Here is a 23,934-nt window from a genome sequence, read left to right as displayed (position 1 = left end):
AAAACGAAGAAAAAAGCTATACTGAATAGTGTAGTTTATGGGGGATTTCTAAATTGATAAAGAACAACTCGGAAGATAATCTTTCCGATATAATGCATGAGCCGATCGCTATTGTGGGAATAAATTGTCAGTTTCCCGGAGTTAATGCGGATATCGAAGATGTTGATGCATTTTATGAGATGTTAATTAAAGAACAGACTTCAATCAAAGAAGTGCCTGCAAATCGCTGGGATATTGACAAGTATTATGATGCTGATAGGCAGAAAGACGATAAAATAGTGAGTCGTAAAGGAGGGTTTTTAAATGATCCTCAGTTATTCGATGCTGCTTTTTTTGAAATAGCTCCCATTGAAGCAAAACAAATTGATCCACAACACCGCCTGTTTTTAGAAGTATCCATTCGCGCATTAAACCATGCCAATATCCCCCTTGATTCATTAAAGAATTCAAATACTGCGGTGTACTGTGGCATCTCTACTAACGACTACAACCAGCTGAATTATAAAGACAATATTAAATTTAATGCATATACCTATATTGGTTCTGCTGACAGTGCTGCAGCAGGCAGGCTTTCTTATTTTTTAAATTTAAAGGGACCATGCATCACGGTGGATACAGCATGCTCTTCCTCTTTATCAGCACTTTATCTGGCAACCACGGCATTAAGAAATCAGCAATGCGATATGGCAATTGTTGGCGGAGTCCATCTTAGTCTTTGTCCTGAAATTTTTATCGGCGTAACCAAGGCCAATATGCTATCAGCTCTTGGCCAATGCAGTAGTTTTGATGCTAAAGCCGATGGCTATGCACGTAGCGAAGGCTGTGGCGTAGTGGTAGTTAAACGGTTACGTGATGCGATTAAAGACAATAACCAGATCCATGCGGTGATCAAAAGCATTGTCATGAATCAGGATGGTGGTGGAATGGGCATGGCTGCCCCGAATATAGAGGCGCAGATTGCGATGCATCAATCCGTGTTAAAGCAAGCTCATTTAGCAGCAAGCGACATTGATTATATTGAAACACACGGAACAGGTACTGTTGTTGGTGATTCGGTTGAGTTTAATGCGATTCAACACATACACCAAGGCCAGCATGACAATGACAAACCGCTAATTATCGGTGCATTAAAAAGTAATTTGGGTCATACAATTTCATCATCGGGTATTGCCTCACTGATTAAAGTAATTGAGGCATTCAAGCATGAAACCATACCAGCAAACCTACATTACGCAACACCAAACAGCTCAATTGATCCAAAAAGCATACCCGCACTGATACCTGTTAAGGCGATACCCTTTACGCAACAACAAAATAAAAAGAGGTATGCACAAGTATCCAATTTTGGTTTTACGGGTACCAATGTGAGCGCCATTATTGAAGAGCCTCCAAGTTTCACAGCAAAGGAACCTATTGCGGATAACGGTGAACCGCTATGCTTTGTCATTTCAGCAAACAGTGAATACTCATTGCAACACATGATGGCAAGCTACTTACACTATTTCAAGGAATCCTCCAGCAGTTTGCGTGATGTGTGCTATACCTTGCTCAATTGCCGAGACCATTATAAATTTCGCTGCGCCATCATTGCAAAAGATAAAATGGAGTTAATTAAGACAATAGAGTCTAAAGATTATGAGCTGAAAAGAGTCACTATAAAAGAAGACATCAAAATAACGGGAAATGATGTCAATCAAATTTTCAAGCTTTATCTATCCGGGGCCAACATAAGATTAGATGAGCGTGATAATCAATACAATAAAGTTGATTTACCACCGTATTACTTTGATAGAAAACTCTATTGGCATGAACCTAGAAACAGTAGTGAGCAATCATCAATTAATGCGCCTCAGAAGGTGGCAGACGATGCAATCGCCATTATAGGAATGAGCTGCTCACTGCCTAATGCACCTGATATTACTGCATTTGAACGCTTGCTTGAAGAAGGGCTGAGTGGCATTAAGGATATTCCAATCGATCGATGGGACAATGCAAAATACTATAATCCAAATATGGACGTCCCAGGAAAATCCTACGTTAATAAACTTGGATTAATGGAGAATATTAAAGATTTTGATGCAAATTTTTTTGGTATTAGTCCCCGTGAAGCGAAATTGATGGAGCCTCAACATCGAATTTTTTTAGAATGTTGTTATCTGGCTATGGAAAATGCAAACTACACTCCCAGTTCTTTGCGTGATAGTTTAACTGGTGTATTTGCTGGCGTGGGTCCCATTGGTACGGGATATTACCCACACCAAAATGAAACATTAAATTTTTATTATGTTACCGGCAATGGAGTAAGTTATATTCCGGGTCGAGTGGCATATGTTTTTGATTTTAAAGGACCATCAATAAGTTTTAATACTACGTGTTCTTCATCTTTAGTTGCAATTCACTATGCGTGTCAGGCCTTAAAAAATAAAGAAATCGATTTTGCCTTGGCTGGTGGCGTGAATGTCATATTAATGCCAGAGATAAATATAGCTCTATGCAACGCTAAGGCATTATCGCCCGATGGTCAATGTAAAACCTTTGACGCAGGTGCAGATGGTTATGTGCGCTCCGAAGGTTGTGGGGTCATTTTTCTTAAAAGACTGGCGGACGCGGTTCGCGATAAGGATAGGGTTTTAGCGGTTATTAAAGCCTCAGCAGTTAATAATGATGGAAAATCTATGGGCTTTACTGCTCCTAACGGTAAAAGCCAAGAAGAAGTGATGTTGCAAGCGCTGAAACAAACCGAGTTATCGAGCAGTGACATCAGCTATGTTGAAACGCATGGAACAGGTACTCCTATAGGTGATCCTACCGAGGTTCATTCTATTAATAACGTCTATGGATACCAGCGTAGTAAAGATAACCCATTATATCTCGGTGCGGTTAAAACAAATATAGGTCATCTTGAAAGTGCCTCTGGTATAGCAGGTGTTATTAAAACGATCATTAGCCTACAAAAGAAGAAAATTTATAAGAATTTAAATTTTAAGAAATTAAATCCCAATATAAAACTAGATGATACACATATCGCTCTGCAAAATATGGATTGGAACATGGGTTCAAAACCCAACTGCGCAGGGGTCAATTCTTTTGGCTTCAGCGGTACGAATGCCCATCTTATTTTGCAAGAATTTGCTGTAACGGCAGATCAAAGTCCACCTCAACCAGCCAGATTAAATTTACTGGTTATATCGGCAAAAACCCAAGCCTCATTAGACCATTTGGCAAAACGATATCAACAGTATTTAGAAACAACAAAAGATAGTTTTAGTGATGTATGTTTTACCGCTGCCACTTGCCGAGAACATCATCCTTATCGGTTGGCTGTGGTTGCTAAAAGCGCTGCTGAGGCGGGGCGATTGTTAGATATGGGCCAATTTGCCTCATCGCAGGGAAAAAATAATCCGTTTGATTTACACGACGATGCGGTACTAATGTCACTGCTTGCCGATTATTTGCAAGGCAACAATGTAGACTGGAATTTATACTATAAAAATTGTGGTTATCGATTTATAAAAGTAACGCTGCCTAACTATGCGTTTGACCGGAGAGAATTTTGGTTTGAAAAAAGGAACTCTTTATTAAGTATCGATTTAGGACAGGCGAGCCCAATCTCTGGCAATGAATCTAATTTGAATCATCTCTATGAAATAAGCTGGAATAAACTTAATGTAAACTTGCTAAGCACATCAGATATACCTGATTTTTGGGTTATAGCGAAAGATGAAATGAAAGCGAAACAAGTATTTGGCCATCTTGTTTACCAGCGTACAGATGATGTGAATACATTAGAGAATATAGAAAATAAAAATATAATCTTCTTTTATGAAGAAGGGCAATTTACGGCGTTGTTTCATTGCTGTCAAAAAATGTTTAAATCATGCCCGAGCAGTTTTATATTAGTTACAGAAAATGCCTATAGCATTAATGATGAAAAAGTAAATCCCGAGCATACCATGGCGAGTGCTTTTTGGAAAAGCTTTAGAAATGAGCTCGGACTCAGTAGAAATTATGCGATTGACTTAGGTTCAAACGGCAATTTGAACAAGCTTTTAAACTATCTATTCTCTGCTAAAAATTTGGAAACTCAATTTGCAGTAAGAGATTCAATTTATGTCCCCAGGCTAGAAAAAAGACAATTGTCTCCTCCTCCTGAGCAACAAAAGACATTATTTGATAGAGAGGCAAGTTACCTCATTACGGGAGGCACTGGAGGTTTAGGAAAGGCATTAATTGAATATCTTATTCTTAGAGGTGCTAGACATATTATTATTACTAGTCGCTCTGAATGTTCAATGGATACAAAGGACTTGATTTCAAGGGCAAGAAAAAAACAAGTCTACATTAGGCATTATGCTGCTGATGCAAGTAATTATCAGCAAATGAAGCAGATATTTGAGCATGCTGAGCAAGACTCCAAACCTCTAAGAGGCGTGTTTCATCTCGCAGGCGTCATTAAAGATGGCTTGATTGTCAATTTACGCGATGAAGATATTCAAACTGTGTTACATGCGAAAATGGAAAGCGCCCAGATTCTGCATCAATTAACTAAAAATATTCAGTTGGACGTGTTTGTTTTATTTTCTTCTATATCGTCGGTGCTAGGATCAAAAGGGCAGTCAAACTATGTTGCTGCTAATGGATTTTTAGATGGGCTAGCGCATTTACGACATCAGTTGGGTTTACCCGCAATTGCGATTAACTGGGGTCCTTTTCATACGGTGGGGATGGCAGCAAATCTTACGCAAGCAATGAAACAACAAGGTTTAATTCCTTTAGATAAAGACAGTGTGGATATTCTTGATGTTTTATTGACACATCAGGTGACGCAAATTTCAGTATGCCCTATTGATAGAGATATTTATTTCAAAAACGCACCGAAACAAATGGAGTTTTTCGCTCAGAGCAGGGAGGCTCCTGCACCAGCTCAACACTTTTTAAACGCTCTTCGAGAGCATGCTCATGAAGAGCGTGTGGCTATGTTGAGTTCGGCTTTATGTAAAATTACTGCGGATGTTATGGGGATGCCGGAGCTGGATCAAACTGCAGCAAAAGATGATTTGTACTCAATGGGGATGGATTCATTGATGTATTTAGAAATTAGAAACCGAATACATGATAAGTTGCAATGCCCATCGCTTAGTATCCCCATCGAATATTTTCTTAATCACCCAAGCATTGATAAAATTGCCAGGAATCTTGCCGAAGAATTACAAAATATTTTTGAAAAAGAAACCAGTAATTATGCCCAGAGTAAAGAGGTTTCTGAACCCAATCAGCAATTTTTAAACGCTCTTCGAGAGCATGCTCATGAAGAGCGTGTGGCTATGTTGAGTTTGGCTTTATGTAAAATTACTGCAGATGTTCTGGGGATGCCGGAGCTCGATCAAACTGCAGCAAAAGATGATTTGTACTCAATGGGCATGGATTCATTGATGTATTTAGAAATTAGAAACCGAATACATGATAAATTGCAATGCCCATCGCTTAGTATCCCCATCGAATATTTTCTTAATCACCCAAGCATTGATAAAATTGCCAGGAATCTTGCTGATGAATTACAAAGTATTTTTGAAAAAGAAACCAGTGTTCATGTCACGAAAAATCCAGTTTTAGAGGAAATGGCTTTATCTGATTATCAATACGTATATTGGGTTTCAAATAAAATGGGTTATGCTCAGAATTGCGGTATACACATACAACTTCATGGAAAACTCAACAAAGAATATTTGTTCGAAGCATTTGATTTTGTTGTGAAGCAAAACAGTATTTTCTGGACAAACTTTAACGAAGATACGCCGACCCAAATGGTGAAGAAAGCTGGCAAATTTAAGCTAAACTACGAAGACATTTCCTCAGATAATGAGATGGATGTGTTGGAGGATGAATTCTATAGTAATGTAATGAGTATTATTCCATTAAACAGACAGCCACTGATTAAAGTATATCTGTATAAGCTGAATAATGATTTGCATGAATTACATATCGTGATTCCTCACATTATATCTGATGATGATACGTGTAATATTGTACTTGCACAGTTTAAGAAATATTACACTGCACTTACCCGTGGAGAAACACTCACCCCGATACCCGAAAAAGCATCTTTTTTTGACTATGTGAGACAGAGTAATATTGATTATGTAAAAAACCTGAAAGATAAAATTGATTTTTGGTGGCGTTATAATAAAGGAGTTAAAGGCGTAAATTTTGGTCCAGGAAACCATTTACCTGATTCAGGGCTTGAGCGCTCCAAGCATTTGTTTCATTATCCTATTGAATCACAAGTGATTGAACAATTTATCGACTGGCATAAAGAAAAAAATATTAGTATCAGCTCTGGATTAATTGCTGCATGCCAAATCGTTTGTTACAAGATAAGTCAGCAAAATAAAATACCTGTTGCACTAATTCATCAAGGTAAAGAAGGAAGTCAATACAAATCAGCCCTGGGTCTGTTCTCGGAACCTAAATTGATAAATATTACCTTAAATGTGGAGGGCAGCTATATTGACTCTATTCATTCAATTGAAGAGCAACTGTTAAAAACAGCCCCTTATCAAAAATGTTCTCAACTCATCAAAAACCAGAGGCTAAAAGGTTTTTCCTTGTCTCAGTATTTGATATATGTATTTAATAAAGCTTCTCTAACGAAACATTTTAAAAAAAGTAAACTAAACTCAATAGTAATAGACTACTATCTGAACTACTTAGCTCAGCTCATATCGAGAAGAAAAAATATCTTAATCAAATCAAAGCTCAATAAGATGTTTCACTTGAATATCCCTTTACTAAAACCAAGTCCGGTGAAAGTATGTATTAATATTACTGCGGGTTTTTTCACCAAAGAGCCTCTGCATATGAAGTTTGCAGATCTTGATTATAATTATGCCAGTCATTTTGCCAGTTTAGACCGTCCTATAGGCAATCAATACTTATGGATTATCTTCACCAAGAATCAGGATGGCGAATATCTAGTGTCTATTAATGGCCCTCTAACGGAACAGTGTAACGATCAAATAGCCCGCGAATTAATTAAGGTTATTAAAAAATTAGTAAAAAATGATGACGCTAAGATTGCTGATTTAATAAGGGATTAAAATGAAAGAAGAAATCAAAACGTACAGTCAAGCTCTTAGAAAAACAAATAAAATACTAAAACAAAAATGCTATCATTCCTCAGAAGCTACATTAATGAAACAGGATGTCGAATCGAGCTATGAATGTTTTGCTCATTTTATTGAAGAAAATGTTTTTATGAACTGGGGGCTGTGGAATAAGAAAATATATAAGGAATACATGGCGTTAAATGTTGATATTTCTACCTTATCTCCATATCAAGATATTTACTCACCACTACTCCTTTATAACCTGATCAGGCCATTAGTAAAAATGGAATTTTTCGATAAGAGATTGTTAGAGGTTGGTTGTGGCAATGGGCTCGGCTTACGATTGGGTTCTGAACTACTGAAAACTCAATATGCTTTAGGTGTTGATTTAATAACTCCTTTGATAAGACGTGCAAAGAGTAATTTTTATAAAAATGAAAAAGTAAATTACCTACAATCTGATGCGGAAAGCTTAGCGTTAAAAGATGAAAGTTTTGATGTGATAACAAACCTTGAAAGCTCTCATCTTTATCCAAGAATTGAGCTTTTTTTTGCTGAAGTGGAGCGCGTCCTAGCTCCTGGCGGATTCTTTTGTTATGCCGATATTTATTTTAAAAATAAACAGCAATCAGACAAATTAGAAGCATATATTAAGACAAGTAAGCATTTAAAAATCATCAAAAAGAAAAATATTACCCGGATGGTTCAAGCATCTATTTACAAACGTCTCATTGTAGATGAAGCTGGACTTTGTAAAAGGGCTCAAAGGATATTCGGCGATGATAATAATCCGATGCCGCTTACCGAACTTCTTGCGCTAGCAGGCTCTAAGGGCGCAACCTTTCTGCCTTGGTGGAAAATTAGATTTAAAAACCCCACACTGCGTTACTTGGCGAAGTATTCTCGTAAGGAAACAGCGTGGGGTAAAAAATATTATTTTTATTATCTAATTCAGAAGGTGGGTTAAATCATAGGCTATTTAAGGGGGTAATTCGCATTGAAAGTTTATTCCTATTGTCGGTTTTACGGGTTCTGTCGAAAAGTTTATACGAAGTTGTGGAAGGTCTGATTTAGTGTGTAGTTATGTCGCAAGTTCATAAAATTGTTTTCAAACAAGCATGTCTTCTGCATTTTCCATCTGTCTCTTTTAAGCATTCGATGCAACTCAATTCCAACAATGGTTGGATTTTTCCTCTTTATCTACAGCACGATACAAGAAAACCTATTTGCCATTAACTTTGATGTACGTTTCATTCATCCGCTCTACGTTCTTCCATTAATTCTTCAATGTATCTATAGCTTAGTGGATAAGAGAGTTTCCATGATGTTTGGAGTGAATTATTTAGAATTTTTAGTAATATCCGAATGAACATTTCATCTGAGTTTTCGGGAAGCGTGCGTGACTAGAGACAGAGCGGTTGTTTAGTCTATAGCCTCAATGATTTTAGGAGGCGACTTAATGATAAAAGGCACCAATAAACTAGAAACTGTTAAACAAGCCTTTAGACAATGGCGAACCACACGAACAAAGCGCAGTCAAATCCCAGATGAGTTATGGGAGCAGGTCAAGGGACTATTGGGTAATTATACGCCTTCGAAAATCGGCAGTCATTTAGGGATTCGTCCAATCCAAATCAGGAAAAAATTATTACCTGTCCAGAATACGAGTCTGCAGTTTATTGAGGTAAAAGGAAAACCTACGAGGCTTGATTTAGAGTGTCTATCGAGTAATGATGAGCTTTGTAGTGTTGAGCTTCATCGTCCCTGTGGCAGTATACTGAAAATCAATGCAGTACCGATGAGTAGGGTATCAAAGCTCATGCTGGACTTTCTGGGGTAACGATGCTGCAGATTACCCCACAACATCGGTTGTTATTGGCAGTAGAGCTCGTTGATTTTAGAAAAGGTATCGATGGATTAAAAGCATTATGCCGACAAAAATTGCTTGATGACCCATACAGCGGTACCGTATTTGTTTTTACCAATCGCATGCGAACCTCAGTGAAACTATTCGTGTATGATGCGAGTGGATTTTGGCTTAGTCAGAAACGGTTTAGTCGAGGCAAATTAGCGTGGTGGCCTAGTGGATTGAGTCCTTCAGTCCAATTACGTTCCAGTGAGTTATTGATACTGCTTGCCCAAGGCCATCCTATAAAAGCAAGTCTTCCAGACGATTGGCGTTCTAAGGCTTATGCGGCCAGTGATGATTCTAATGAAGCTAATGTGTTTTCGTAATTCCAGGGAAGCTAGGCTTTAGGCTCTTTAACAATATGGTCTTTGTAAACCTGAAGTGCAATTAGGTATTCAAAGGGGTTAATACCGGATAACTCACAGGTATAAATAATACTCGTGAGTACGCCGCCTACCATAGCCACCGTATTCAGATTTATAAAACAACCAAGTATTACGGCCTCTGATGGGGATTTTCAACCCTCGTTCCATGTCGTTATTGTGGATAGGCGCACCGGGAGTTTGTAAAAAACGGGTGAGTCTCTCCCAATGCTTCAGCATGTATTTTATAGCTTTGCCTAAGGACTCATTGGGTTCGACTTGTTTAGATGATAGAAGATTCTCCAAGTAGGCTTTAGCCTCAAGCATAACGGGCAGGCTGTGCTTCTGGTGGTAGACTAGACGCTGCTCTTCATCATGCCCAAGTTGTTTTGATTCCTCATCTATCTTAAATAGAACTGCAATTCCCGCTCAAATTAAGATGGGTTACCCGAGAGTTGTTTAGAGCCGCTAACATGGTGGCTAGATCGGTGGCTGATTTTTTCCAAAGTTCATCCGCACCTAAATTAAGATGGGTTACTCTAAAGTCTTTCAGAGCACCTAATACGGTACCCATTATGTCTGTTTTTGCCCCAAGAAACTCCCTTGCAAATCAAGCTGTGTCATCGCGGGATCTTTGAGAATCTTTAATAGAATAGCCAGTTTGGTGCCAGACTCTTTTCCAAGATAATCGGTGCTCAAATCAAGATATACCTCGCCAAATGATTTTTTTAACTCTTGAATTTTAGTGAATATTTGTTCTTCTTGATCGTTATTATCAAGTCTTAATTTATATCTCATTCCTCTTTATCCTCATGAAAAATTTAAAAAACGTTTATAGGTTTTTTAGATGCATTGAATGATGCGGTGTTAAATCCGTATAAAAGCTGGAAACATGAGGAGAACGATTGGATAAGAAGAAGTGTGGCAGTCAATAATAAGTGGAAAGGGGAACATGTGTTGTTCTTTAGCCTTTCTCAACGCCATAAGATGCCCTGGGCTTATTAATTAAAAGACACTGATACACTTAAAAAATCTATCTCAACATGAATTCCATGTATTGATTCAGATTGCCTAAGTTGTATCAGTCCTCCGCTCATACAGACATTTTGGGATAAGAGTCAACAAGAGCTCTTGGTCTATTGCTTGTATGAATAGTTCAATTAATCTGTGTATCTTACGATTCAATCCTTAAGGAAAACTTAAGAAAATCATTGGCGGGGTTAAAGATAGTTTAGGCTTGGGGCTGGTGAGGCAAAAGAGGGGGCAGAAAGCCCACGTCCCGAGTGCGGGGGATCTCCAAATTGTAGCCTGTGTTAGGATGGGAGAACCCTCGTTGCACTCGGGATGACGAGAGTTCCACTTTGCTTCCCCCGGACTACAAAACTAAACAGGTTACAAAATAAGTACCTCCTGGATTAGCTCCCAAACCTCGCGATTCGTTCATTGAGTTCACTAGGGAGTTTTTGTTCATATCCCTCTTTAAAGAGCTTGGTGTTGTGCGCAACAAAAAAAGTAGAAATATTGAATAAGGAGGGAATGGATGTATTAAATCCGAGCTCTCTGTAAGCCCTGAACAAACCACAGTGGAGCAAGTACATCACCAAATTGACTTACCTATATTATACCGGTTAATTGACATTTCATTTCAAACGATCTTGTATTGGATTTTTCTACAATTGATAAAGCAATTTCAAGCAGGCAATATGGACACGAAAATAGCAGTCATGCTTTGATAGTGAGCCCTAAAGCAAATTATCAATTGCACCAATTAGTAAAAAAATGTCATTATTTTTGAGTAATTGACAGTTTATCCAATAGGTTGCAAAATATTTTCGAAGTCCTGGGACAGTTTACTTTTTAGGTGTTTTTACTTCAATATGGTCTTTTCAATGCTGGTTATGCAAGATCCCAGGTCAAGCTAATTAGTGGAGATATATCGATGGCAAAACAACGAGTTATATATTTTATTTCATTTGTTTTACACTTTACTGTGGTTTTCCCTGGTTACAGTTTAAATCTAAATTCTCTTCTTCCTGATGAACAAAATACGGTACAAGTTTTTCATGATGCATCACCTAAAGTAGTTTATGTTCACAGATTGGCGACAGTTACTAACTCTTCACTTGAAAGAATGGAAATTAAAAATGGAGCTGGTTCTGGAATTATCTGGGATAACAGCGGGCATATTGTTACAAATTATCATGTTATTAAGGGAGCGGATAAGCTGGCAATTACTCTGGGCAAAATGACAGTCCCTGCAAAAATAGTTGGAGCAGAGCCTCGTAAAGACATTGCAGTTTTAAAAATTGAAGCACCACAAGCTCTGGATTTATTAAAGCAATTTACGCCTTTTCAAATAGTACATCTTAATGATCTCATAGTGGGCCAAAAAGCGATTGCAATAGGTAATCCTTATGGTTTGGATCATAGCTTATCTAAAGGAGTTATTTCGGCTTTGGGTAGAAAAGTTCCTGGGATCGGTGGAGTTACGATTCGGAATATGATTCAAACAGATACTCCAATTAATCCCGGTAACTCTGGCGGACCATTATTGAACAGTGCTGGACAGTTAATTGGAATGAACACCATGATTTACTCTCATTCAGGTTCATCTGCTGGGATTGGTTTTGCAGTTCCTGCTGATGATATTGAACGTATCGTAACGCAAATTATCAAAAATGGGCGAGTGATATTGTCTGGGATAGGTATTCAAAGTGTTCCATCTACTATTGCACGTCAATTGGGTATACATAAAGGGATCTTGATTGCAGATGTCTTACCTAATACTCCAGCTGCTCAAGCACATTTAAGAGGTACTCATCGAGATGATTGGGGACGAATCGTATTAGGTGATATTATCGTTGCGCTAAATGGTCACGCAGTTCGTAACTATGATGCGTTATATAATATGCTTACGGAAATAAAAGTAGGGGACCAAGTCACTGTTTCGATTGTGCGTGCTAATAAGCAAATGGATATACAAGTGAATACTATAGATATCGCTGGAGTTTAGGCTGTAAACACCTCTATTTACAGGCTGTTCAACACCGCTCCTAAACTGGCGAGAAAGCGTCGGTTTTCCGTGGTCCCTTGCTCCTTAAAATGGCTATGCTCAGATTCAATTGGAACACAATTAAACTTAGTCCGAAGTCAAAACTTAAGGTGGTAAAATCCTTAAAATTCAAGCGTTTCCTTTGATTCACCAGATGAATCAAGGAGACCTTGTTCTATTAATGTATTACATACTTGCTTTATCGTATCAAAAGAAAAGCTCCGGCCACTTAAAAAGCGATACAGTCGTGTTTTCTTTTGCTCAGATGATTCGCTACTCATGCCTCTCATTTTTCGACGCGCTTCATCCAGTGCTCTAGAGTATTCATCGCCAACCCTTTGAAGTGCTTGATGAATGGCTTCATTACTGATTCCTTTTTGGCGCAGTACTTGTGTAATAAATCGGTTACCTTTATGTACATAACTAGCGGCTAAAGTTTCAGCTGTATGGTCGTCATTGAGTAAATGAAGCTCCTTAAGTCGATTTATTGTTGACTCTATCACTTTGTCAATCTCTAGATGGTTTGAAAAACTTTTTTCTAACTGTTGCCTTAATTCATGTTCTGTATGGTGGCGCTCTGATAACAATTTAATTGCAACTTCGAGCAAGTGATTCATGATGTATTCATTCCTCTTAGCAATAACAATGTACACCCTATATGGGGTCTAAAATATGGCGCGCAAGGATAATCGATTTATTTCTAAGAGGGCAAGAAAAAATTTTTTGGACCCTTGAAATGAACCCATCACGACCCTATTTTTAGATTATCCAAAAACACTAAACAAGAAGATACTATGAATACTTTACGAAGAAGATTACCTATGTATCAAGAAATGAATCTACTGGAAAACTTTTTTAATCCACAACAAGAGGATGCCTCATTTATTGAAACAAGTACCTGGTCTTGTGGATATTAAAGAAGAAAAAACCGATTTGTTGTGCTTGCTGATATTCCCGGTGTAAAAAAAGAAGACATCGATATTTCTTTGGAGCAACATGTGTTGGCTTTAAAAGGAAAGCGTTATTTTGAAAAGTCAGAAGAGTGATTGTTTATGCAGCGCAGGTTTGGCAAAGGCTTCGTTGTTCCGGTACGATTGAATGCTAAATTTTTTCTAAAATTATTTTAATAATTATCTTGAAATTAGAACCGATAATCCCTATTAAGAATCTCTATGCATTTTATGAAGAGGATTAATAATAACTATTTAAAAAGTAAATATACATTTCATCTCTTACCATTAAATTGAAATTTTTTTTTGTTTTATTTTTAAAATTTAAAATTAAGAGGATTTAAGCCATGTCATCAGCTCAAATAACATTTCGTTCTGCTTCATACTCATCAGCAATTAAATGCAACCTAGATAAGCTATTCAAAAATAGCAAATACATTTATTGAAAAATAAAGAATTCTAGAATGCAAATCAATGCTCAGTATTAACTATTATGCGAAGCAACTAGGAGTTGTAGACATAAATTAGGCGAAATGCTATGAAAGAAAATAAAAAAACTATAAATCAATATGAATATCCAAATTTCATGGAATGTGCGCTTGCCATTCATGGTTCAGTTACTCCTCGAGTATGGAAGAAAGTTTTGGCGGTATGTATTTACGCGTGTTTTGTTTCTTTACTAAGTATTTTTGTTCCCTGGTTGTCTCTTCCTATAAGCCCCTTTGAGTACGCTGGGGTAATCATGGGATTAATTTTAGTTTTTCGTGTCAATGCGGGATACGACCGCTGGTGGGAAGCAAGAAAACTATGGGGCAATGTGGTTAATTGCAGTAGAAACTTGGCAATTTTTATAATAAGTTATGTTGACACTTCAAATAGAGGCGAGATAGGTAAAATTCTCGGTTTAATTGCAGCAATGCCTTATCTTATGAAGAATAGCCTTAGAGGGGCTTCTTCTATAGAGGAAGTAAAACACTTATTATGTGAGGATACCTATGCTGAATTACAGCAGTGGCAACATAAACCTAATTTAATTTCGTCAAAGCTAGCCTTTATGTTGTCGCAGATGCAAGATAGTGGCAAATTAAATCAGTTTTCTTTTTTGAAAGCAGAAGAGCTTCGAGGAACAATTCTGGACTGTCAAGGTGCGTGCGAACGGATATTAAAAACGCCCATGCCTTTTGTTATGGCAATTAAATCACGTCGATTTATCCTTTTATTTTTAATTATACTTCCTGTAGCTCTAGTTAATTACTCTCTATATATTAATCCTATTATCGTGACTTTGGTCGCCTATGCTCTTTTTTCATTAGACCAAATAGGAGTAGAGCTACAGAATCCTTTTTCAATTGATAATTTGAGCCATTTACCTCTGAATGATATTTGCAGCACCATAGAGAATAACGTCATGGAAATTAAAAAAAACAAGTTAAATAGTTAAATTATTAGATTGGAGCATTTATGAAAACGATTAGCAAAAAAGATCAACATAATATCACCCCAGACCAAGCACTTGATTTGCTGCGAAACGGAAATCAACGGTTTATTCAAAACTTGCGATTTAATCGAAATCTACTGCAACAAGTCAATGAAACAGCTGATGGGCAATACCCATTTGCTACAATTCTAAGTTGTATTGATTCACGAACCCCTGCAGAATTAATATTTGACCAAGGTCTTGGCGATATTTTTAGTATTAGAATTGCTGGTAATATTGTGAATGATGATATTATTGGCAGTTTGGAATTCGCATGTAAAGCAGCCGGATCTAAATTAATTGTAGTGCTAGGTCATACCAACTGTGGCGCAATAAAAGGAGCATGTGATGAGGCTCAGTTAGGGTATTTGACCCAGCTTTTAGAAAAAATAAAACCAGCAATCAATCTGGAAAAATCATTTAAAGACAATCGAAACGGGAATAATCTCGCTTATGTCAATGAAGTTGCCAAAATTAATATCAAAAATAGCATTCAAATTATTTTAAATAAAAGCAGTATTATAAAGGAACTAAAGAATCAAGAAACCATTAAAATTATTGGTGGTTTGTACGATGTTTCCTCCGGTGAAGTCCTATTTTTTGATGAGTAAAATAGAGTCGGGTTATGACTATTAGCTCATAACTACTTATCCAAATAACTTGAATTTTTGATATTCCAATTCCGAAAGGAGATTTAGATGAATAAGAAACTACTTTCTATTTTAATCGCTGTTCCGCTTATCACTATGATATCAGTAGGAGCCATAGCATTTGAGGCGAAACAAAATAATCAAGTGCAAAAGAGTAATCAGCAAGTAAACGTGGATCCCTTTGATAATGATCCTTTCTTTAAATCACCTAACGATATTTTGAAGCAAATGGATCAAATGCAACGAGCTATGGATCAATTTATGAAAAGTCAATTTTCACAAATGCAACATAACTTAGTGAGTCAACCCAATCAAATGCCTTTTGGTAGTACAAATAATATTGAAATTAAAGAAAGTAAAAATGAGATCATATATAAAGTAAAATTACCAAAAGGTGCTGACAGTAAAGTCGATGTCTCCGTGAAAGGGGGGCAATTGATAGTGAGCTCGAACGTAACACAAAAAATTACGCGTGAACAAGATAATAACAAAAGTGTAAGCTACTCTCAAAGTAATTACAGTCAAGCATTTGAATTACCAAAGGGTTATGATCCGAATTCAATGACCACAAAAACGAAAGATTCAAATTTGATTGTTACTTTCAAAAAATCAATAGCGACATCTCCAGTACTTTAAGAAAATATAAGTGCAAACTATTTAGAGTAACGCCAGTTTTTGTTTGTGGCGTTACTCTATTCAATTCTATGAGTTTATTATGATAAATTAGAACATTATAGATTACTTCTTTATTCGACTCCCTAAGACAAATTATCCAAAGCTGATTATTAATCATCATGAGGCGAGTAGGAGGGTTTTAAATTATTACAATCAGTTAAAAAGGAAGTAATTCAAATGACCACTGCTTTTTTTATTTTTGGCTTTGGCTACACTGCCAATCGGCTTGCTGAGAAACTGATTCAGTTAGGTTTTGCGGTTGTTGGTACAACACGTCAAGAAAGAAAGAAAACAACGAATCATTCTCCTGTAATCACACTTATTGATTTTGAGGCTTCAGATATTAAATATTACCTCAGTCAATCTACCCACATTTTGATTAGTGTCCCACCTATACCAGGTATTGGTGATCTCATATTATCTAATTATTCGGACTTGATTAAGCAGTATGCTGCACATATTGAGTGGATAGGCTATTTATCTTCTACAGGGGTTTATGGAAACTATCAAGGAAATTGGGTTGATGAATCAAGTATCTGCAGACCACAGAGCTCATCAGGAATTTTACGTTTGGAAGCAGAAAATGCATGGCTTTCTTATGCAAGATACAACAAACTTCCATTACATATTTTCAGATTAGCGGGAATTTATGGACCGGAAAGAAATCCTCTTGAACGGATTCAATCTGGGAAAAAATACAGTATTTATAAAGAAGGACAGATGTTTTCACGTGTTCATGTTGATGATATTGTGTCAATACTCCTTGCCTCAATAAAAAAAACCAATCCTTTGTCCATTTATAATGTAGCTGATGATGAACCAGCTGCATCTCATGTGGTTGATGCATATGCGGCTTCGTTACTTAAGCAGGTTCCATTGCCTTTAATTTTGTTTGAAGAGGCATCATTATCACCAAAGGAACAAGAGTTTTATTTAAGCAATCGTCGTGTGTCTAATGAAAAAATAAAAAGGGAGTTAAATATTGTTTTTCGCTATCCTTCATTTCGTGAGGGGCTATCGAAAATTTGGAGCGATGATTTTGAACAAAATGAACGGAATTAAATTGATTGGTTGGATTTTATCTTTTGAACTAATAGGTTTCTTCTTAGGTTTATTAACCCAAGCGAATATTTATTCTTGGTATGAAGGGCTTCATAAATCAACTCTAACTCCTCCAGGTTGGGTTTTTTCTGTGGTTTGGTCCATATTATATGCATTTCTTGCGATTATTGGGTTTAGGTTATGGCAAAATCGCAGCAGACCCCAAATTAAAATGGTATTTAATCTGTATCTAGTACAACTCATTATGAATTGGGTCTGGACACCACTTTTTTTTCAACTACATTGGATTGGATTTAGTTTTTTATGGATAGTAGTCATGATTAGTTTAAATGCACTCATTATCCTAAAAATTAAAAATATGGATAAAGGGATTGCATTACTATTAACTCCTTATTTCGTATGGCTTATTTTTGCTGGCTATCTTAATGGGATGATATGGATTCTCAATACAAAGACCTAGGGGCGACCTGAAATAAGCCAATACTTCTTGTGTCTTAGCTAGGATTTGTTTTTTATAAAGGTTTATTTTGCCAATTTATATGTGCATAGGGAGTGAAATATAAGCTAATTGATTATTTAGTAAGTAAAAGCCAATTAGCTATTTACCTTATGAAAAACATGAGTGCTTGCATCAGAGCCGTTGGCATCATGTTATCAAGTTTGTTTTAATGCCATCACATGACGAGCTTGAACTGGTTTAAGGTGAAGGAATTTGGGCTTGTTCTAACTCAATTCCTACATTAGGGTGTATCAAAATAATACACCCTGAAAGATAGTGCTTTTACATGAAGTAAGCGAGGATTATATAAATGCTCTAACTAATGTTCCTGTAAAACTCAATGAAAATCCCCAATAAGAGATCCCAGCTTATTCAGTTACTGAAATATCAATTTTTTTCGGAGCCGCTTTTTCTTTCTTAGGAATAATTATTTCTAAAACGCCATTAGTATAACGAGCACTAATTTGGTTATCGTCAGCCGTTTCAGGCAAGTAAAAGCGCCGATAAAATTGACCATAAACTCTTTCTCTCCGGGTATAAGTCTTTTGATTTTCTGTTTTTTCAATATTTCGTTCACCTTTTATGGTGAGTACATGGTTTTCTAACGAAATATTCATATCTTCTTTTTTTACTCCAGGAAGATCTGCAATCACAAGAAAACGCTCACTTTCCTCTTTAAGATCAACAGATGGTGCCCATGAGCTGGTCTCAATAAATGAGGTATCGCTTTCATCCTGACTTTGTACCGTATTAAAAAATTGTTCTAATAAACTTCCTACAACGTTATTTGCAGGAAAATAATTTCTTCGAACTAACTTAGTCATCACATTCTCCTATAATTTTGTTTGGAATACTCTGTAGATAGGGGTAACCGATTAAATTTCAAGAGATAAAGAGAACTATTTTTAATCTATTGTAGTAAGACAAAACACACCTAAAAAAAGTTTTGCCCCTATTTTGAGCTTGACAGCATATGCTGGGTTTCGCCTTGAGTGAACCGCTCGACCAACACCAAACCAAAGCTAGGGCAAATAACATTGAGGTTATGCGATGCAAAAAACAGTTATTAAGACAAACTGCCAACAAATTTTAAATACAGATAATTGGTGGCTATAATAAAATTATAAAAGTAAAAAGTCTCAAAGGATCTGATTATGTTTTTCAAGCCAGAGAAGCAGACTGATACGGTGAAGTTCATGATTTGTAGTACGGTTGAAGGACAAATAGCTAGAGCGAGCTATATGGAACCTGGTCAAAGTAAAACAGGGATGGTATTGTTTTCTGGCGATTTCCAATCATGTATTGGCCTATTAGCCATGCTTAAAAATGGTCAGTTTGTTTTGTATCATGCAAGAAGCTCTTCAACGAGTTCACCACCATATAATAAGTTTATCAGCCAGATAAAAGATAACGCTGATACAATTTGGGTTTTCAAAAAAGATAGACATAATGAAGATGTAGTGGAAAAGTTTGCTATGGACATTAGTAATAATGCAAACTGCCAAGATATTCATATTATTCCTGTTAATCAATATCAATACATCGCCGTTGATGGTAAAAAAAAGACCGTGACCTTTGCTGTAGAGCAAACACCGTATAAATTTGATTCTGATGCTAACGTGACTGATTTAACTTACTCTGGAGACATGTGTCCGCTTGATACTAATGAAGAGTTAGTATATAGAGTGCAAAACACAAAATAAAAACCTTCCTAGCCAAACGGTTTACCTTTTTTATGTTCAATAAAATCTTTTTGAGAAAAATCCTCTTTACTACCGATCTTACCTTTCTCACTTAAAAGATTAAGATTTTCTGGTGATGCTAATTTGTCATAGAGCTTGACTAAGCTTAGCTATTAATTTAGAAAAATTCTAATTCAATTTTGATTTTTATACATACTTTAAGCACTGAATAAAATATGGGTTTGCTTTAAATATAAGGACCTTGCCTTGAAAAAAAGACAATAAAACGTAGAGCCCTTAATAAATAGTTAATATTTGCACTATATGATTATAGATAATCCATTTGAGGGCGAGAAGTATGTCACAGTCTAAGGAAGAGCAACTCAAAATAGTTGATGAGGTTCAACTTCTTCTCAACGAATTACGTAGCTTAAAAAATACTCAATTTCATAGACTCAAGCAACCTGAGTTTGGGCAAATGGTATTTAATGGAATTGTTAAAAAGTTTTCTCCCTTCGCAACTGCCAATAAACTTTTCACTTCATTAATACCGACTGAACGGCCTGAGCAAAAATCAGATTTAGAAGTGGATGAGGTAAATGAACTTTGGAGAGAGCTTTGGGGGATTTTTTCTCAACTAGAACTAGACATTAACTCAATTGCCTCACTTCCAGAAAAAGAGCGTCTTCCCCAGCAAAAAGCAATTTTTACAGAAGCCTTAAAACAAATAGGTCCCAAATTCGCAAGAGCAATTGAGATCGATACCGATATAAAATCCTTTGAGTACAGTGAGAAGATCTCATATGCTGAGATGCAATCCCTTGCACAAAAAAAGATGGCATTCATTAAGAAACAATTAGAAAGTGAACTTAGTGTTGACCCTTTAAAACAAAAATGGAAGGAAGTCGAACAAATTATCAATAAGGAGTTTCAGCAAGAGCTACCCATAACCAGCGATTATGTGAATCTTTTAAACGCACTTCACCAATTAGAAGATATTGAAAAAATACCTCGGAACCGGGTGCCTAATGCACAAAAAATTGAGAAAGTAGCTAGAAAGAAAAAAAGTAAAGTTGGGAAAATTGTAGATGGTGTTGAGGATCAGACTCGGTCGCTTTCAGAATTAAACGCCTCATTAATTTCTACAATTATCAGCAATTTAGAAGTTCTTCACATGTTAGAAACGACACAATGGAAGGAGCTTAAGCTTAAATCCTTCCCTCAAAATGAAGCGATTAGAAAGCTTGAAGATTTTTACCAAAAGGCCTTAGGTAGCTCTCCCATAACTATTCTGGAACGTTTTTCTCAATTCACTGTTAAAATTTGCGAATTAAAAAACGAAATGTTTGGTGAGGAAAGTGTAGAGGCAGAACAGTTAAAGAAAGAAGCAGAAGCTCAATTACTGCAACTCGAAAAAGACATGGATAACTTTTCTCAGGAAGCTGAGAAACTCCAAGCGATGAAATTGAATAGAGAGCAATATCTGCGAGCCGCGAATAAATTATTAGAAGAACAAAATAAATTATTGAAAGAAAGATTAGAAAAGATAAACCCTATAATCAATAACATCTTGGCAATCGATAAAATATTAATAGACTTCGATGAATCTGCTCAACAGGAAGAATTATTTTCTACAAAAAAAGCAGCGTTTTATGAGCGCTACGAGCCATTTTTAAACGAAGTAGCTGATTTTAAAAATGAACTGTTTTTAAGATTAAAGAATAAAAATGGTTCTGAAATTGAGGAACTAAAACAAGAATTGGAAGATCTAGTGCAACAGACCCTCAAAGCAGAGGAAAATATCCAGGAATCCAATAAACCCAATCTTGCGAATTACAGTAATCTATTAAACCACGTTTTTAAATTAGAAAAAGCTAATGAACGAGCCAGAAATATTTTCAAAAAAATTGAAGACAAAATTCCCGAACAAAAAAGAGAAAATCAAATAAGAGAGGAATTCTCAATGAAAAGAGATATTCTTCTGGAAATTAATGAAACTTTGCGATTACCTGATACTGAATTTAAAGTTCAAGAAGTACAACTCGAGATAATCAAGTTCCTGGATACCCAAATACCCCGCTTTGAAAAAAAGGTGAAACAGGCACCTATCAATCAAGTTGAAGAGGAGTTAGAGGCCATTAATTCAACACTCGAGCAATTAGGTGTATCTCTCCTCAGGGCAAAAGTAACTCCAACAGTGGCTCAGCAACACTTTAAAATTTTATGTAACAAATATCGTTATAGCGGAGATCCTCTATTAAACACTATGGAACAGTTACGAGATGCGCCACATTGCCGAGATATCCGCGTAACAATCGATCTTAACGAAGATAAACGATTCAAAGGGGCGCTTCATAGAGAAGATTTTATTATTGCAACTGAAAACTATGACTTTGAAGAATGGACTAATGATCTAACTCTTTGGCCACGAGAAGAATTAGTCGCCTATTGCAAACAGCTTGTCGAATTTGCTGAGATCGCACTCATAGGAGGTATCGAGGCCTATTCGCGGCAATATAATCCAGAAGTAATTGCAGCATTTGAAGATGCAATGGCATTCGCTTCACCTTCCCAAGTGAATCCACTTACTCTATTCCGTCAAATGTCTGCATTTATTTCGGTTGCGGCTGATAATACAGATGAGCTTGACAGGTTGATTAAATCAATCTATTCAAGTTACTCAGATTTAAAAAGGGATTTTAAAAAACAATATCCCAGTGTCGACATAGAGGCTATGCCAACCTTTCTTACGGAACTGGAATTTTCAGAAGAAATTGTTAAGCAAATTAGCGATGAAAGACTTACTCAGATATTGATTGATGTCAATAATCAAGGTGATCTTGAAGCATTTTTGCGTCAAGAGCTGCAGACTTATCATTACTTACAGCGAGGCATGGAGCTTCCTGGTGGCGAGCAGGTTGAGCATTCTAATCACTTAGATTTATTGGCCTTACGAACCAGCAGGGATGTCATTGCGACCATTCTCAAAGCACATTACCTAACTGCAATTCAAAAGCAAATTGAAATTGAACAAGCCATCGCTCCCAAATCGAAAATAATGGACGATTTACTCAACTTAAAGAATTCTGTTGCATCTAATCCTATCCATGCTTTTCTTTCTAATAACTTATCAGGTGTAATAGAGAATAGACGACGCTCTGAGGATAAAGAATCTATAGAGAACAGATTACAAAAACTAAAAAACGAGCAAATTTATAATAGTTTTAATACACTCTATGAAATACAAATGGGTGCACTGGGACACTCTCTATCTCAAGACTTAGAGGATGACACGACAATAGATTCGTCAGAAAAGCTTAGTCGACTACAAGAAAAAATTAAAGCAAACGTCCAGAGACATCCTTTAGGGCAAACGTCGGTTTCTTTGAAAAAATTAGGATTTCCACAAGATTTTTATTCTTTAATTGAAAAAAATAAGGATTTTTTAAAGTGGACTGAATTTTTGCAAGAATCGTTGGGAAAAATGGAGGATCCATTTCTTTCAAATGAGGATAAAGAATTCCTTCAAGAGGTCTCTCAACCTTCTTGGTTGAAGGACTTAAACGAAGAAATAAAAAGCATTATTTTAACTGAGCCCCAAGACGCAGAGCACTGTTTTAAACTAGTGGGCAGATTAAATGAGCTTTCAGCACAAGTTGAACGATTATCTGGAATTCAGAAAAAATGGATGCAGATGATTGATAGCGTATTAAAAGCTTACCCCAGTGAATCAAGGACTTATAATCCTCGTTTCCATGGAACACAACAAGCGGATGAATGGGGTCAAATCATTGGGGTTCTCAACAGCGAAACAGTAAAACAAAACTTAATACAATATCGATCTAATCGTGCTCAATTGGAAAAAATTAAGGAGCATGGTTTTGAGGTCGGGGTGGATTATAAAAATTTCTTAACAACGTTACAAGATAATAAACTCATTTTGAATGCAGGGCGTGAGAGCTATAAAACGTTAAAAGACCTTCGCAAAAAGGAAGTCGGCGAATTACCTAAAAAATTGCTAGTAGCTATAGAAGTACTGGGTGAATTAAATGCTACAATTATCCATACTTACAGCAAAGATATGACTAAAGAGCAAAAAGCTTTATTGCGGGCTATAAATGGAAATATGGTTAATCTATGGCGAAATGGACAAAGAATATTTAACGATCTCGAAAACAGTTCTCTAGGTAGTGAGGAAATATGCGCAGCAATCACTGAGGCATCAGATTTTCTGACGAGTTTGCCTACTACTGTCTCTAGATGTTTTGATGAAGAACATTATAATCAGCTTAATGAAGCAGGCCTTGATGATATTGATAAAATTTATAATAGGGTCATGGAAATCATAGCAGAGTTCTGTAAAGAATGGGAATTTGAGTTTGATTATCAACGCAGTGTAGGTCAAGGCACACAAAATTATAGGGATAGAATTAGCGCCATCACAAAGCAAATTGATGTTCCTGAAGAAGGATTAAATCTATCTAAGAAATAAATAGTTCATATTTTATCG

Annotated in this window: 18 protein-coding genes and 1 pseudogene; 14 read left to right on the top strand and 5 right to left on the bottom strand. The window is 36.5% G+C overall.

Annotation, left to right across the window (positions count from 1 at the left end; genetic code table 11):
- The first annotated feature begins 53 nt into the window (after nt 1–53).
- The 4 genes from Lste_RS07830 (at nt 54) to tnpB (ending at nt 9,341) form a co-directional block, all read left to right on the top strand.
- Entirely contained in the window at nt 54–7,097 is a 7,044-nt protein-coding gene (locus Lste_RS07830; RefSeq protein ID WP_237760448.1) for an SDR family NAD(P)-dependent oxidoreductase, read from the top strand.
- Between the two features lies 1 nt (nt 7,098).
- Complete coding sequence (locus Lste_RS07825) at nt 7,099–8,073, top strand: class I SAM-dependent methyltransferase (protein WP_058510482.1); 975 nt, start codon at nt 7,099–7,101, stop codon at nt 8,071–8,073.
- A gap of 492 nt (nt 8,074–8,565) precedes the next feature.
- The gene (locus Lste_RS19580; protein ID WP_237760447.1) at nt 8,566–8,946 is read left to right on the top strand and encodes a hypothetical protein; all 381 of its coding nucleotides are present in this window, start codon (nt 8,566–8,568) and stop codon (nt 8,944–8,946) included.
- 2 nt (nt 8,947–8,948) lie between these two features.
- Nucleotides 8,949–9,341: an IS66 family insertion sequence element accessory protein TnpB gene (gene tnpB, locus Lste_RS07815; protein ID WP_058510481.1), complete on the top strand. Its 393-nt coding sequence runs from the start codon at nt 8,949–8,951 to the stop codon at nt 9,339–9,341.
- A gap of 93 nt (nt 9,342–9,434) precedes the next feature.
- Here tnpB and Lste_RS18740 read toward each other — a convergent pair whose 3' ends face one another.
- Genes Lste_RS18740 through Lste_RS07810 form a run of 3 tightly spaced genes read right to left on the bottom strand, consistent with a single transcriptional unit; the run spans nt 9,435 to nt 10,175 of the window.
- Complete coding sequence (locus tag Lste_RS18740) at nt 9,435–9,782, bottom strand: IS66 family transposase (protein ID WP_237760495.1); 348 nt, start codon at nt 9,780–9,782, stop codon at nt 9,435–9,437.
- Between the two features lies 1 nt (nt 9,783).
- A complete protein-coding gene (locus Lste_RS19130) occupies nt 9,784–9,951 on the bottom strand; it encodes a hypothetical protein (RefSeq protein WP_157070714.1) in 168 nt (55 codons plus the stop codon).
- Nucleotides 9,951–10,175: a hypothetical protein gene (locus Lste_RS07810; RefSeq protein ID WP_058510480.1), complete on the bottom strand. Its 225-nt coding sequence runs from the start codon at nt 10,173–10,175 to the stop codon at nt 9,951–9,953. Before Lste_RS07810 ends, Lste_RS19130 begins: the two co-directional genes overlap by 1 nt.
- A 1,141-nt stretch (nt 10,176–11,316) precedes the next feature.
- Between Lste_RS07810 and Lste_RS07805 the strand changes: the two genes are divergently transcribed.
- A complete protein-coding gene (locus Lste_RS07805; protein WP_058510479.1) occupies nt 11,317–12,390 on the top strand; it encodes a S1C family serine protease in 1,074 nt (357 codons plus the stop codon).
- A gap of 161 nt (nt 12,391–12,551) precedes the next feature.
- Here Lste_RS07805 and Lste_RS07800 read toward each other — a convergent pair whose 3' ends face one another.
- On the bottom strand, nt 12,552–13,046 hold the full coding sequence (locus tag Lste_RS07800; RefSeq protein WP_058510478.1) for a regulatory protein RecX: 495 nt from the start codon (nt 13,044–13,046) through the stop codon (nt 12,552–12,554).
- Nucleotides 13,047–13,223: 177 nt separating this feature from the next.
- Between Lste_RS07800 and Lste_RS19715 the strand changes: the two genes are divergently transcribed.
- From Lste_RS19715 to Lste_RS07775, 7 genes and pseudogenes are all read left to right on the top strand, one after another.
- Complete coding sequence (locus Lste_RS19715) at nt 13,224–13,346, top strand: hypothetical protein (RefSeq protein ID WP_272947117.1); 123 nt, start codon at nt 13,224–13,226, stop codon at nt 13,344–13,346.
- Between the two features lie 15 nt (nt 13,347–13,361).
- A pseudogene (locus tag Lste_RS19575) lies at nt 13,362–13,475 on the top strand (Hsp20 family protein); the annotation flags it as partial.
- Between the two features lie 442 nt (nt 13,476–13,917).
- A complete protein-coding gene (locus tag Lste_RS07795; RefSeq protein WP_058510477.1) occupies nt 13,918–14,820 on the top strand; it encodes a bestrophin family protein in 903 nt (300 codons plus the stop codon).
- Nucleotides 14,821–14,840: 20 nt separating this feature from the next.
- Nucleotides 14,841–15,467, top strand: a complete 627-nt coding sequence (locus Lste_RS07790) for a carbonic anhydrase family protein (RefSeq protein ID WP_058510476.1) — start codon at nt 14,841–14,843, stop codon at nt 15,465–15,467.
- An 87-nt stretch (nt 15,468–15,554) separates the two neighbouring features.
- On the top strand, nt 15,555–16,142 hold the full coding sequence (locus Lste_RS07785) for an Hsp20/alpha crystallin family protein (protein ID WP_058510475.1): 588 nt from the start codon (nt 15,555–15,557) through the stop codon (nt 16,140–16,142).
- Nucleotides 16,143–16,358: 216 nt separating this feature from the next.
- Nucleotides 16,359–17,243 (top strand): SDR family oxidoreductase, encoded by an 885-nt coding sequence (locus Lste_RS07780; RefSeq protein WP_058510474.1) that lies wholly within the window; start codon nt 16,359–16,361, stop codon nt 17,241–17,243.
- Complete coding sequence (locus tag Lste_RS07775) at nt 17,221–17,703, top strand: TspO/MBR family protein (protein ID WP_058511684.1); 483 nt, start codon at nt 17,221–17,223, stop codon at nt 17,701–17,703. Before Lste_RS07780 ends, Lste_RS07775 begins: the two co-directional genes overlap by 23 nt.
- 407 nt (nt 17,704–18,110) lie before the next feature.
- Here Lste_RS07775 and Lste_RS07770 read toward each other — a convergent pair whose 3' ends face one another.
- On the bottom strand, nt 18,111–18,566 hold the full coding sequence (locus tag Lste_RS07770) for an Hsp20/alpha crystallin family protein (RefSeq protein WP_058510473.1): 456 nt from the start codon (nt 18,564–18,566) through the stop codon (nt 18,111–18,113).
- Between the two features lie 330 nt (nt 18,567–18,896).
- Between Lste_RS07770 and Lste_RS07765 the strand changes: the two genes are divergently transcribed.
- A complete protein-coding gene (locus Lste_RS07765) occupies nt 18,897–19,445 on the top strand; it encodes a hypothetical protein (RefSeq protein WP_058510472.1) in 549 nt (182 codons plus the stop codon).
- Nucleotides 19,446–19,782: 337 nt separating this feature from the next.
- The gene (locus Lste_RS07760; RefSeq protein ID WP_058510471.1) at nt 19,783–23,916 is read left to right on the top strand and encodes a hypothetical protein; all 4,134 of its coding nucleotides are present in this window, start codon (nt 19,783–19,785) and stop codon (nt 23,914–23,916) included.
- Nucleotides 23,917–23,934 lie beyond the last annotated feature (18 nt).

This window comes from Legionella steelei (assembly GCF_001468005.1).
GTDB lineage: Bacteria > Pseudomonadota > Gammaproteobacteria > Legionellales > Legionellaceae > Legionella > Legionella steelei.
This window is presented reverse-complemented; position numbering and strand designations above follow the sequence as displayed.